Raw genomic sequence first — 12,959 nt, forward strand, 5'->3', positions numbered from 1 at the left:
GCGGCCCACACCGCGGGCAGATGGCACGCAGGAAGCCCGGACTAATAAGATGGCATTGAAATCCCCCGCGTTTCGTAAAAAATTTCCGTTGTTGGTTACCGGCAGTTTGCTGGCGCTGCAACCCCTTGCCACTTCCTACGTGGTCGCCGCGGAACAGTTTGACTGCTCAGTCTCTGCTTCGGGTTCCTGGGACTGTGCGCCAAAGACGCCGGCGGCTGCATTGCCACCGCGTCCCGTCCATGACGGCAGCGCAGTCTCCGCTACCGGCGAAGCCCCAGCCGAGAGCGGTTCCAGCGAAGACACCGGCGCCAAGCCGGTGCTGGTCACCGAATCCGAAGGCCGTGGCCTGAAGTCGCGTAGCGCAGACTACAGTCACCTCGACTGGGTTCCCCGCGAGCAGCTTACCGCCGCACAATTGGCCGAAACCGGTCCTTATTGCTCCGGTTCCTATATCGAACCGATTCGTCCTGGCATGGATGACAAGACGAATAAAAGTGACGCCCCAACCTTTATCGGCGCAAAGGCCTCCCGCTATAAGCAGGATGAGCAGGTTGCGACCCTGGCCGGCGACGTTGTCATGCGTCAGGGCAGCATGCAGGTTGAAGCCGACGAAGCCAACCTGTACCAGGCCGAAAGCCGTGGCGAGCTGAACGGCAACGTGCGCATTCGCGACAACGGCGCCCTGATCGTCGGCGACCACGCCGACGTGCAGCTCGACACCGGTGAAGCGAAGGTCGACAACGCCGAATACGTGATGCACAAATCGCGCATCCGCGGTAATGCGCTGTACGCCAAACGTGCCGAGAACGCGATCATCCGCCTCAAGGATGGTACGTACACCACGTGCGAACCGAACAGCAACGCCTGGCAGCTCAAGGGCAACAACATCACCCTGAACCCGGCCACCGGCTTCGGTACGGCAACCAACGTGACGCTGCGGGTCAAGGACATTCCGGTCCTGTACACGCCGTACATCTATTTCCCGATCGACGACCGTCGCCAGTCGGGTTTCCTGCCGCCGACCATCGGCACCGGCAGCGATACCGGCTTCATGCTGGTCACCCCGTACTACTTCAACCTGGCGCCGAACTACGATGCCACGTTGTACCCGCGCTACATGGAAAAGCACGGCTTGTTGATGGAAGGCGAATTCCGCTACCTGACCAAATCCAGCGAAGGCCAGTTCGGTGCGGCGTACCTCAACGACGAAAGCGACGAGCGCGACAAGCAGACCGACGCCGAAAAAACCCGCTACATGTACAACTGGCAGCACAAGGGTGGTCTCGACTCGCGAGTACTCACGCAAGTCGACTACACCAAGATCAGCGATCCGTATTACTTCCAGGATCTGCAGTCCGACCAGATTGGCGTGAAAAGCAACGACTACGTGAACCAGCAGGGCTCTGTCACCTATCGCGGCGACAGCTATACCGCTCGCGCGAACGCCCAGGCATACCAACTGGCGAGCGTATCGAACATTACGCCGTACGACCGCCTGCCGCAGCTCACCCTCGACGGTATGCTGCCTTATCATCCGGAAGGCCTGGACTTCACGTACAGCACCGAACTCGTGCGGTTTGACCGGGATCTGAAGAACGGCACCTTCACCGACGAAGACGGTAATGTGTCTCCACGGCTAGATACCAACGTTGTCGGCCTGGCACGCGCCAATGGCGATCGCCTCAACCTGGCACCGGCTGTCAGCCTGCCACTGAACTGGACCTACGGATTCCTGAAGCCAACGCTTAAGTACCAGTACACGCAGTACCAACTGGATCTGGACGGTCTCGGCAAAACTCAGGTCGCGCAGCAAAATCAAGCCGCAGCGGCAGCCGGGACTAAAAATTTCAATGGTGATTTTGACAGCAACCAGAATCGCGGCGTACCGATCGCCAGCATCGACAGTGGTCTGTACTTCGATCGAAATACCCAATGGTTCGGCAAGAACTACCGCCAGACCCTCGAGCCGCGCCTGTTCTACCTGTACGTACCTGAGGTAGATCAGGAAGACATCCCGGTATTCGATACCAGCGAATACACATTCAACTATGCGTCGCTGTTCCGTGACAACCGTTTCTCCGGCTCCGACCGTGTCGGCGATGAAAACAAATTGTCCCTGGGCGTGACCAACCGCTGGATCGAAGACGACGGTTTCGAGCGTCAACGCATCAGTGTCGGCCAAGCCTTGTACTTCAAGGACCGCGAGGTTCAGTTGCCTGGCGTGAACTTCAACGACCGTGACGACGCCAAAGCCAGCGTCTCCCCATATGCGCTGGAATATGAGTATCGCTGGAACCGCGACTGGCGCACCACGGCCGATTACAACTGGGACCCGGACAGCCGCAGCCCTCGCTCGGGCAGCGCGATGTTCCATTACCAGCCTGAAGACAACCCGAACAAGGTCGTCAACCTCGGCTATCGCTATCGTAACGACCAGGTGATCTACAACCAGAACACCGGTAAATGGCAGTTCGGCGGTGACTACGGCACCCCTGGCACTCCTGGCTACGTGAAGGATTACTACAAGATCCAACAGCACGACTTCTCGGTAATCTGGCCGATCGTGCCGCAATGGAGCGCTATCAGCCGCTGGCAGTATGACTACAACCGCAACCGTACCCTGGAAGCCTTCGGTGGTTTCGAGTACGACAGTTGCTGCTGGAAACTGCGCCTGATCAACCGTTACTGGGTCTCCTATGACGAGTTCAGTCAGGAAGCACCGCAAAACGAAAAAGGCGACCATGGCGTCTTCCTCCAAATTGTTCTGAAGGGACTCGGCGGCCTCACCGGCTCCAAGGCAGAGAGCTTCCTCGACAAAGGCATTCAAGGTTATCGTGAACGTGAAGACCAAGCTTTCTGATTGTTTGCGCCCGCTGATGCTCGGCGCGCTGTTCCTGAGTACGGCCGCGAACGCCGCCGTACAGTCCATCGATAAAGTGGTGGCCATCGTCGACAACGACGTGGTCATGCAGAGCCAACTGGACCAACGGGTTCATGAAGTTCAGCAAACCATTGCCAAGCGTGGCTCTGCCGTGCCGCCGGCCAGCGTGCTGGAGCAGCAGGTACTTGAGCGCCTGATCGTCGAAAACCTGCAATTGCAGATCGGCGAGCGTTCCGGCATCCGCATTACCGATGAAGAGTTGAACCAGGCTGTCGGCACCATTGCCCAGCGCAACAACATGTCGGTCGAGCAGTTCCGCGCCGCCCTGACTCGCGACGGCCTGTCCTACGACGACGCACGTGAGCAGATTCGCCGCGAAATGGTCATCAGCCGTGTACGCCAGCGTCGGGTTGCCGAACGCATTCAGGTCTCCGAGCAGGAAGTGAAGAACTTCCTGGCGTCGGACCTGGGCAAAATGCAGCTGTCTGAAGAGTTCCACCTGGCCAACATCCTGATTCCTACGCCGGAAAGCGCCAACTCCGACGCGATTCAGAGCGCAGCCAAACAGGCCGATGCGATTTACCAGCAGCTCAAGCAAGGCGCTGACTTCAGTCAGTTGGCGATCGCCAAGTCCGCTAGCGAAACCGCACTGGAAGGTGGTGACATGGGCTGGCGTAAAGCCGCTCAATTGCCACCGCCGTTCGATCGCCTGCTGAGCACCATGCCGGTGGGCGATGTCACCCAGCCAATGCGCACCCCGGGCGGCTTCATCATCCTGAAGATCCTCGAAAAGCGTGGCGGCCAGACCCAGATGCGCGATGAAGTGCATGTGCGCCACATCCTGGTCAAACCGAGCCCGATCCGCGACGAAGCAAAAACCAAGGCCCTGGCTGACTCGCTCTACAGCCGTATCGAGGCTGGCGAAGACTTCGGCGAGCTGGCGAAAAGCTACTCGGAAGACCCGGGTTCCGCCCTCAACGGCGGCGATCTGAACTGGATCGACCCGAACGCACTGGTGCCCGAGTTCCGCGAAGTGATGGCCAGGACCCCGCAAGGTCAGCTGTCCAAGCCGTTCCAGACTCAATACGGCTGGCATGTCCTGGAAGTCCTTGGCCGTCGCGCCACCGACAGCACCACACAGGCTCGCGAGCAGCAAGCAATGACCGTTTTGCGTAACCGCAAATACGACGAAGAGCTGCAAACCTGGCTGCGTCAGATCCGTGACGAAGCGTACGTGGAAATCAAACTCCCTGGCGCCGACCAGGCAGCGCAGTGAAACCCCAACGTTTCGCGCTGACACCCGGCGAACCGGCCGGCATAGGTCCCGACCTGTGCCTGCTGCTCGCCTCGCAAGCCCAGCCTCACCCCCTGATTGCCATTACCAGCCGCGACCTGCTTATTGAGCGGGCCGCGCAACTGGGCGTGGCTGTCGATTTGCTGTCGGTCACACCGGACAGCTGGCCGGACGCACCGGCTCCAGCCAACAGCCTGTATGTCTGGGATACACCGCTCAATGCCAAGGTCGTCGCCGGGCAACTGGACAAGGCCAACGCTGCCTTCGTACTGGAAACCCTGACCCGCGCCGGCCAAGGCTGCCTGAGCGGAGATTTCGCCGGCATGATTACCGCGCCGGTGCACAAAGGCGTGATCAACGAATCCGGCATCGCCTTTTCCGGGCACACGGAATTCCTCGCCGACCTGACCCACACCGCGCAAGTGGTGATGATGCTGGCCACGCGCGGCTTACGCGTAGCCCTGGTGACCACTCACCTGCCCCTTCGCGAGATTGCCGATGCAATCACGCCGGAGCGTCTGGAGCGTGTCACGCGAATCCTGCACACCGACCTGCAAAACAAGTTCGGCATCGCCCGGCCACGCATCCTGGTTTGCGGGCTCAACCCCCATGCCGGCGAAGGCGGACACCTGGGCCATGAAGAAATCGATATCATCGAACCCACATTAGAGCGCCTGCGCGGCGAGGGCATGGACCTTCGTGGCCCCCTGCCCGCCGACACTCTGTTTACCCCCAAATATCTGGAGCACTGCGATGCGGTGCTGGCGATGTACCACGACCAGGGTCTGCCGGTGCTGAAGTACAAAGGCTTCGGCGCGGCAGTCAACGTGACCCTCGGCTTGCCGATCATCCGCACATCGGTCGACCACGGCACCGCCCTGGACCTGGCCGGCAGCGGCAAGATCGACACCGGCAGCCTGCAAGTCGCCCTGGAAACCGCCTACCAGATGGCCGAGACCCGTTTATGACCGAGCATTACCAACACAAGGCGCGCAAACGCTTTGGCCAGAACTTTCTGCACGATGCCGGCGTTATCGACCGCATCCTGCGCTCCATTCATGCCAAGGCAGAAGACCGCCTGCTGGAAATCGGCCCGGGCCAGGGCGCACTGACCCAAGGCCTGCTCAGCAGCGGCGCGCAACTCGATGTGGTGGAGCTGGACAAGGACCTGATCCCGATCCTCAACCAGCAGTTTGCCGGCAAGAGCAACTTCAACCTGCATCAGGGCGATGCACTGAAGTTCGACTTCAACAGCCTCAATGCCGCGCCTGGCAGCCTGCGCGTGGTCGGCAACCTGCCGTACAACATCTCCACGCCGCTGATTTTTCACCTGCTGCACAACTCGCACCTGATTCGCGACATGCACTTCATGCTGCAAAAGGAAGTGGTCGAGCGCCTGGCTGCCGGCCCTGGTGGTGGTGACTGGGGTCGCTTGTCGATCATGGTTCAGTACCACTGCCGGGTCGAGCACCTGTTCAACGTCGGCCCGGGCGCGTTCAACCCGCCGCCGAAAGTCGATTCGGCCATCGTGCGCCTGGTACCCCACGCGGTACTGCCACACCCGGCCAAGGATCACCGCCTGCTGGAACGCGTCGTGCGCGAAGCTTTCAACCAGCGCCGCAAAACCCTGCGCAACACTCTCAAGCTGCTGCTGAGCAATGCCGAAATCGAAGCAGCCGGCGTCGATGGCAGCCTGCGTCCCGAGCAACTCGACCTGGCCGCGTTCGTGCGCCTGGCCGACAAGCTCAGCGAACAAAAGCCTGCCGCTGACTGACAGGCGATGAGCGCTATCGGGTAGGACGCCACTCTGGTCTACTACCCGATACTTGGCCTAGACTGAACCCCAACAGCTACGCCCCGCGTCCCGCTTCGTTTTTAAGGCCCTTTGCATGTCCGATCCTCGCTATCAGGTCGACGTCAGCGTCGTCACCCGCTATCTGGCAGAACAATCGCAACCCGAGCACGACCGCTTTGCCTTCGCCTACACCATCACCGTGCAAAACAATGGCCTGATGCCCGCCAAACTGCTTTCACGACACTGGGTCATCACCGATGGCGACGGGCATGTCGAAGAAGTGCGCGGTGCAGGCGTAGTCGGCCAGCAACCGTTGATCGACCCCGGCAAGAGCCACACCTACAGTAGCGGCACTGTCATGACCACCAAGGTCGGCACCATGCAAGGCACCTATCAGATGCTGTCCGACGACGGTAAACATTTCGATGCCATCATCGCGCCCTTCCGCCTGGCGGTGCCCGGAGCCCTGCACTGATGGCAACGTACGCTGTCGGTGACCTGCAAGGCTGTCTTCAGGCCCTGCAATGCCTGCTCAAACAAGTGGCGTTCGACCCGAAACGCGACCGTCTGTGGCTGGTGGGCGACCTGGTCAACCGCGGCCCGCAGTCGCTGGAAACCTTGCGCTTCCTCTACAGCATTCGCGAATCGCTGGTGTGTGTGCTCGGCAACCATGACCTGCACTTGCTGGCGGCCGGACGCAATATCGAACGCCTGAAGAAGGCCGACACCCTGCGCGAGATCATTGAAGCGCCCGATAGCGCTGAACTGCTCGAATGGCTGCGTCAGCAAAAACTCATGCACTACGACGAACAGCGCAACCTTGTACTGGTCCATGCCGGCATTCCACCGCAGTGGTCGCTGCGCAAGTCCTTGAAGTGTGCCGCCGAAGTCGAGGCTGCCTTGCGTGACGACAACCTGTTGCCGCCCTACCTCGATGGCATGTACGGCAACGATCCGGCGAAATGGGACAACGACCTCAAAGGCGTGACGCGCCTGCGGGTGATCACCAACTATTTCACCCGCATGCGTTTCTGCACCGCCGAAGGCAAACTCGACCTCAAGAGCAAGGAAGGCCTCGATACCGCACCACCTGGCTACAAACCCTGGTTCCAGCACAAGGAACGCAAGACCAAGAATCTGAAAATCATTTTCGGTCACTGGGCAGCGCTGGAAGGCAACGTCGAAGAGCCGGGTATTTCGGCGCTCGATACAGGCTGTGTCTGGGGCGGCGCCCTGACCCTGATGAACGTCGACAGCTTTGAGCGCCTGTCCTGCAAATGCGATGAACACGGTCATGCCGTACCGCCAGTCGCCTCATCCATTCCCCAAACATCGCCAGCCAGCGCCCCGCGCTAGACTGCCCATTCAGCCGAGCCACAGGAGCCCGCCATGAGCGAATTCAAACGTATTCCCCCGGAACAGGCCCAGGCCCTGCGCGAACAAGGCGCAGTGGTGGTCGACGTCCGCGACCCGGCCACTTTTGCCGCCCTGCACATCGCAGGTTCCAAGCATCTGGACAACCATTCCCTGCACGCTTTCATCCAGGGTGCCGACCTCGATGCACCGACCGTGGTGGTCTGCTATCACGGCAATTCCAGCCAGGGCGCGGCCGCTTACCTGATCAGCCAGGGCTTCTCCGACGTCTACAGCATGGATGGCGGATTCGAGTTGTGGCGTACGACGTATCCTGCGGAAACGGCGCAAGGCACCACTGAATAATTTTTTTGTAACGTTGCAGGCCCCGGCTCCCGCGGGCTAGCGCGGTGGCAGACGAACGGTCTGCCACAACTAATTACGTATCTCGCCTTTACCTCCCGAATTCCCAACTATCCTTAAGCCCAGGCCATCCAAAACAGGGGAGAGCCGGTACACCGGCGCACGGGTCATCGGGAGTAGCTTTCGGAGTAGTCAGCTCCGGGAGAGTTCTGGGGGGTAAACAGCAATCGCCTGTTCGGTTGCTGCCAGCATCGACTGAGTGATCCGGCGTCGGCTCCACGTATCGAGCGAGGTGACGTCATGAGTATCTTTAGCCACTTCCAACAACGCTTCGAGTCCACACGCCAGGAAGAACTCTCTCTGCAAGAGTATCTTGAGCTGTGCAAACAGGACCGCAGCGCCTACGCCTCCGCCGCCGAGCGTCTATTGCTGGCCATCGGCGAACCGGAACTGCTCGACACCTCGACCAACTCGAGACTGTCGCGCATCTTCTCCAACAAGGTCATCCGCCGCTATCCGGCCTTTGAAGACTTCCACGGGATGGAAGAATGCATCGACCAGATCGTGTCGTATTTCCGCCATGCCGCTCAGGGCCTGGAAGAGAAGAAACAGATCCTGTACCTGCTCGGCCCTGTCGGCGGCGGTAAATCGTCCCTGGCCGAGAAGCTCAAGCAACTGATAGAAAAAGTGCCCTTCTATGCAATCAAGGGCTCGCCGGTTTTCGAGTCGCCCCTGGGTCTTTTCAACGCCACCGAAGATGGCGCGATCCTCGAGGAAGACTTTGGCATTCCACGGCGCTACCTCAACACCATCATGTCGCCATGGGCGACCAAACGCCTGGCCGAATTCGGTGGCGACATCAGTCAGTTCCGCGTGGTCAAACTCTACCCGTCGATCCTCAACCAGGTCGCCGTGGCCAAGACCGAACCTGGCGACGAAAACAACCAGGACATCTCGGCGCTGGTGGGCAAGGTCGATATCCGCAAACTGGAGGAATTCCCGCAAAACGACGCCGACGCCTACAGCTACTCGGGCGCCCTGTGCCGGGCCAACCAGGGCCTGATGGAATTCGTCGAAATGTTCAAGGCACCGATCAAGGTGCTGCACCCACTGCTGACCGCCACCCAGGAAGGCAACTACAACAGTACCGAAGGCCTCGGCGCGATTCCGTTCACCGGGATCCTGCTGGCGCACTCCAACGAATCGGAGTGGCACACCTTCCGCAACAACAAGAACAACGAAGCCTTCATCGACCGGATCTACATCGTCAAAGTGCCGTACTGCCTGCGGGTCAGTGACGAAGTGAAGATCTACGACAAGCTGCTGTTCAACAGTTCGCTGGCCAAGGCACATTGCGCGCCGGACACCCTGAAGATGCTGGCCCAGTTCACCGTGCTCTCGCGCCTCAAGGAGCCGGAAAACTCCAACATCTACTCGAAGATGCGCGTGTACGACGGCGAGAACCTCAAGGACACCGATCCGAAAGCCAAGTCGATCCAGGAATACCGCGACAATGCGGGCGTCGACGAAGGCATGAACGGTCTGTCGACCCGCTTCGCGTTCAAGATCCTGTCGAAGGTGTTCAACTTCGACCCGCACGAAATTGCCGCCAACCCGGTACACCTGCTCTACGTGCTGGAACAACAGATCGAGCAGGAACAGTTCCAGGCCGAGACCCGCGAACGCTATCTGCGCTTCCTCAAGGAGTACCTGGCACCGCGCTACATCGAATTCATCGGCAAGGAGATCCAGACCGCCTACCTCGAGTCCTACAGCGAGTACGGCCAGAACATCTTCGATCGTTATGTGCTGTACGCCGACTTCTGGATCCAGGACCAGGAATACCGCGACCCGGAAACCGGCGAGATCCTCAACCGAGTAGCGTTGAACGAAGAACTGGAGAAAATCGAAAAACCGGCCGGCATCAGCAATCCGAAGGATTTCCGCAACGAAATCGTCAACTTCGTACTGCGCGCCCGGGCCAACAACAACGGCAAGAACCCGACCTGGCTCAGCTACGAAAAACTGCGGGTGGTCATCGAGAAGAAAATGTTCTCCAACACCGAAGACCTGCTGCCGGTCATCAGCTTCAATGCCAAGGCCAGCAAAGAAGACCAGCAGAAGCACAACGACTTCGTCACACGGATGGTCGAGCGCGGCTACACCGACAAACAGGTACGACTGCTGTCCGAGTGGTACCTGCGGGTCAGAAAATCACAGTAACCCGCTGCCGGTCAGACCGGTTGTCGTCAGCCAGAGGCCTGTGTACGCGTTTTCTGTTACACAGACCTCTGGAAGGTGTTCGAAAGTCGGTAGCGAGGTACAGGCAGCATCCAAAAGCGCTTGGGGGAGCGTGAACATCCCTTGGCACCGGTCCGATGCTGCATAACCGCTCGCCCCTTTCAGGACAGCTTCTAAGGAGCAGTCATGAGCTATGTGATCGACCGACGTCTCAATGGCAAGAACAAGAGCACGGTAAACCGCCAGCGATTTCTGCGGCGCTACCGTGATCACATCAAGAAGGCTGTCGAAGAGGCGGTCAGCCGGCGCTCCATTACCGATATGGAACACGGCGAACAAATCAGCATTCCCGGCCGCGACATCGACGAGCCGGTGCTTCATCACGGTCGCGGTGGCAAGCAGACGGTCGTGCACCCGGGCAACAAGGAATTCACCAGCGGCGAACATATCGCCCGCCCACCGGGAGGCGGTGGCGGCCGAGGCCCCGGCAAGGCGGGCAATTCCGGCGAGGGGATGGACGAATTCGTCTTCCAGATTACCCAGGAAGAGTTCCTCGAGTTCATGTTCGAGGACCTCGAACTGCCCAACCTGGTCAAACGCAACCTGACCGGCACCGACACCTTCAAGACCGTGCGCGCCGGGATCAGCAACGAGGGCAACCCGTCGCGGATCAACATCATCCGCACCCTGCGCTCAGCCCACGCCCGGCGCATCGCCCTATCCGGCAGCAGCCGCGCAAAACTGCGTGAAGCCAAGGAAGAACTTCTGCGACTCAAGCAAGAAGAACCGGACAACTTCGGCGATATCCAGGAAATCGAAGCAGAAATCGAAAAACTCAGCGCGCGCATTCACCGTATACCGTTTCTCGACACCTTCGACCTCAAGTACAACCTGCTCATCAAACAACCCAACCCCAGCTCCAAGGCCGTGATGTTCTGCCTGATGGACGTGTCCGGCTCGATGACCCAGGCGACCAAGGACATCGCCAAGCGCTTCTTTATCCTGCTGTACCTGTTTCTCAAGCGTAACTACGACAAGATCGACGTCGTGTTCATCCGCCACCACACCAGCGCCCGCGAAGTGGATGAAGAGGAGTTTTTCTACTCCCGGGAAACCGGCGGCACCATCGTCTCCAGCGCCTTGAAACTGATGCAGGAGATCATGGCCGAGCGTTATCCGAGCAACGAGTGGAACATCTACGCAGCCCAGGCCTCAGACGGTGACAACTGGAACGACGACTCTCCGATCTGCCGCGACATCCTGATCAACCAGATCATGCCATTCGTGCAGTACTACACTTACGTTGAGATCACCCCGCGCGAACACCAGGCCCTGTGGTTCGAGTACGAGCGCATCGCCGAAGCCTTTTCCGATACATTTGCCCAGCAACAACTGGTCTCGGCCGGGGATATCTATCCGGTCTTCCGTGAACTCTTCCAGCGCAGGTTAGTGACATGACCGCCAAAGAGCAGAAACGCCAACCCATTTCCACCGGCTCCGAATGGACGTTCGAGCTGATCCAGGCCTACGACCGCGAAATCAGTCGTATTGCGGCCGGTTACGCACTCGATACGTATCCCAACCAGATCGAAGTGATCACCGCCGAACAGATGATGGACGCCTACGCCTCGGTCGGTATGCCGCTGGGTTATCACCACTGGTCCTATGGCAAGCACTTCCTCAGCACCGAAAAGTCCTACACCCGCGGCCAGATGGGGCTGGCGTACGAGATCGTGATCAACTCCGACCCATGCATCGCCTACCTGATGGAGGAAAACACTATCTGCATGCAGGCGCTGGTGGTGGCCCATGCCTGCTACGGGCACAACAGCTTTTTCAAAGGCAATTACCTGTTCCGCACCTGGACCGACGCCAGTTCGATCATCGATTACCTGGTGTTTGCCAAGCAGTACATCATGCAGTGCGAAGAACGCCACGGTATCGACGCGGTCGAGGATCTGCTCGACTCCTGCCATGCGCTGATGAACTATGGTGTCGACCGTTACAAACGCCCTTATCCGATCTCCGCGGAAGAAGAACGTCGCCGGCAAAAGGACCGGGAAGAACATTTACAGAAACAGATCAACGATCTGTGGCGCACCATTCCCAAGGGCGCGGACAAGTACAGCGACAAGGACAACGCACGCTTCCCCGCCGAACCCCAGGAAAACATCCTGTACTTCATCGAAAAACATGCACCGCTGCTGGAGCCATGGCAGCGGGAAATCGTGCGTATCGTGCGCAAGATCGCCCAGTATTTTTATCCACAGCGTCAGACCCAGGTCATGAACGAGGGTTGGGCCACGTTCTGGCACTACACACTGATGAACGACCTGTATGACGAAGGCCTGGTCACCGACGGCTTCATGATGGAGTTCCTGACGTCCCACACCAGCGTGGTGTTCCAGCCTGGCTTCGATAGCCCCTACTACAGTGGCATCAACCCTTACGCCCTGGGGTTTGCCATGTACCGCGACATCCGCCGCATGTGCGAAGAGCCTACGGAAGAAGATCGCCGCTGGTTCCCTGACATTGCCGGTACCGACTGGCTGGCAGCCATCAAGTTCGCCATGAGCAGTTTCAAGGATGAGAGCTTCATCCTGCAGTACTTGTCGCCCAAGGTGATCCGCGACCTGAAGCTGTTCAGCATTCTCGATGACGACCAGAAGGACGACCTGTTGGTGCCCGCCATTCACGACGAAGGTGGCTACCGCATCATCCGGGAAACCCTCGCGGCACAGTACAACCTGGGCAATCGCGAGCCAAACGTGCAGATCTACAGCATCGACCGTCGCGGTGACCGCTCCCTGACCCTGCGCCACCAGCAGCACGACCGCAAACCGCTGGGGGACTCGACCGAAGAAGTGCTCAAACACCTGCACCGCCTCTGGGGCTTCGACATTCACCTGGAAACCCTGCAAGGCGATCAGGTCATGAAAACCCACCATGTGCCACCCAGAAGCGAGCACAGCGAAGGTGATTACGGCCGCCTGGACCTGGCCGTCATCCATCTTTGATCCGGTTTGTGCCTC

General features: G+C 59.3%; 10 protein-coding genes. All 10 read left to right on the forward strand.

Annotated elements, in window-relative coordinates; all coding sequences use genetic code 11:
* Positions 1-49: 49 nt before the first annotated feature.
* The 10 genes from KGB20_RS06985 to KGB20_RS07030 all read left to right on the forward strand — a co-directional run bounded on the left by KGB20_RS06985 (position 50) and on the right by KGB20_RS07030 (position 12,944).
* Positions 50-2,860 (forward strand): LPS-assembly protein LptD, encoded by a 2,811-nt coding sequence (locus KGB20_RS06985; protein ID WP_154909865.1) that lies wholly within the window; start codon positions 50-52, stop codon positions 2,858-2,860.
* Entirely contained in the window at positions 2,841-4,157 is a 1,317-nt protein-coding gene (surA, locus tag KGB20_RS06990; RefSeq protein ID WP_150813994.1) for a peptidylprolyl isomerase SurA, read from the forward strand. Before KGB20_RS06985 ends, surA begins: the two co-directional genes overlap by 20 nt.
* A complete protein-coding gene (gene pdxA, locus KGB20_RS06995) occupies positions 4,154-5,143 on the forward strand; it encodes a 4-hydroxythreonine-4-phosphate dehydrogenase PdxA (protein WP_150813995.1) in 990 nt (329 codons plus the stop codon). Before surA ends, pdxA begins: the two co-directional genes overlap by 4 nt.
* On the forward strand, positions 5,140-5,949 hold the full coding sequence (gene rsmA, locus KGB20_RS07000; protein WP_046039480.1) for a 16S rRNA (adenine(1518)-N(6)/adenine(1519)-N(6))-dimethyltransferase RsmA: 810 nt from the start codon (positions 5,140-5,142) through the stop codon (positions 5,947-5,949). The genes pdxA and rsmA overlap by 4 nt, the downstream gene beginning before the upstream one ends.
* A gap of 115 nt (positions 5,950-6,064) precedes the next feature.
* Complete coding sequence (apaG, locus tag KGB20_RS07005; RefSeq protein WP_150813996.1) at positions 6,065-6,445, forward strand: Co2+/Mg2+ efflux protein ApaG; 381 nt, start codon at positions 6,065-6,067, stop codon at positions 6,443-6,445.
* Positions 6,445-7,326 carry a symmetrical bis(5'-nucleosyl)-tetraphosphatase gene (locus KGB20_RS07010; RefSeq protein ID WP_154909866.1) on the forward strand — a complete coding sequence of 294 codons (882 nt, stop codon included), beginning with the start codon at positions 6,445-6,447 and terminating at the stop codon, positions 7,324-7,326. Before apaG ends, KGB20_RS07010 begins: the two co-directional genes overlap by 1 nt.
* Positions 7,327-7,359: 33 nt before the next feature.
* Positions 7,360-7,689 (forward strand): thiosulfate sulfurtransferase GlpE, encoded by a 330-nt coding sequence (gene glpE / locus KGB20_RS07015; RefSeq protein ID WP_008051614.1) that lies wholly within the window; start codon positions 7,360-7,362, stop codon positions 7,687-7,689.
* Positions 7,690-7,986: 297 nt separating this feature from the next.
* Positions 7,987-9,909 (forward strand): PrkA family serine protein kinase, encoded by a 1,923-nt coding sequence (locus tag KGB20_RS07020; RefSeq protein WP_057713069.1) that lies wholly within the window; start codon positions 7,987-7,989, stop codon positions 9,907-9,909.
* A gap of 204 nt (positions 9,910-10,113) precedes the next feature.
* Positions 10,114-11,385, forward strand: coding sequence for a YeaH/YhbH family protein (locus KGB20_RS07025; RefSeq protein ID WP_057713068.1), 1,272 nt, complete (start codon positions 10,114-10,116; stop codon positions 11,383-11,385).
* On the forward strand, positions 11,382-12,944 hold the full coding sequence (locus KGB20_RS07030; RefSeq protein ID WP_057713067.1) for a SpoVR family protein: 1,563 nt from the start codon (positions 11,382-11,384) through the stop codon (positions 12,942-12,944). Before KGB20_RS07025 ends, KGB20_RS07030 begins: the two co-directional genes overlap by 4 nt.
* The last annotated feature ends 15 nt before the right edge of the window (positions 12,945-12,959 follow it).

The sequence above is a fragment of the Pseudomonas sp. BF-R-30 genome (assembly GCF_019956175.1).
Lineage (GTDB): Bacteria > Pseudomonadota > Gammaproteobacteria > Pseudomonadales > Pseudomonadaceae > Aquipseudomonas > Aquipseudomonas jessenii.

Bases quoted from the DNA above. Each gene is read 5' to 3' on its own strand.
- KGB20_RS06985 (WP_154909865.1), top strand. From the start codon at position 50: ATGGCATTGAAATCCCCCGCGTTTCGTAAAAAATTTCCGTTGTTGGTT.
- rsmA (WP_046039480.1), top strand. From the start codon at position 5,140: ATGACCGAGCATTACCAACACAAGGCGCGCAAACGCTTTGGCCAGAAC.
- apaG (WP_150813996.1), top strand. From the start codon at position 6,065: ATGTCCGATCCTCGCTATCAGGTCGACGTCAGCGTCGTCACCCGCTAT.
- KGB20_RS07010 (WP_154909866.1), top strand. From the start codon at position 6,445: ATGGCAACGTACGCTGTCGGTGACCTGCAAGGCTGTCTTCAGGCCCTG.
- glpE (WP_008051614.1), top strand. From the start codon at position 7,360: ATGAGCGAATTCAAACGTATTCCCCCGGAACAGGCCCAGGCCCTGCGC.
- KGB20_RS07020 (WP_057713069.1), top strand. From the start codon at position 7,987: ATGAGTATCTTTAGCCACTTCCAACAACGCTTCGAGTCCACACGCCAG.
- KGB20_RS07025 (WP_057713068.1), top strand. From the start codon at position 10,114: ATGAGCTATGTGATCGACCGACGTCTCAATGGCAAGAACAAGAGCACG.
- KGB20_RS07030 (WP_057713067.1), top strand. From the start codon at position 11,382: ATGACCGCCAAAGAGCAGAAACGCCAACCCATTTCCACCGGCTCCGAA.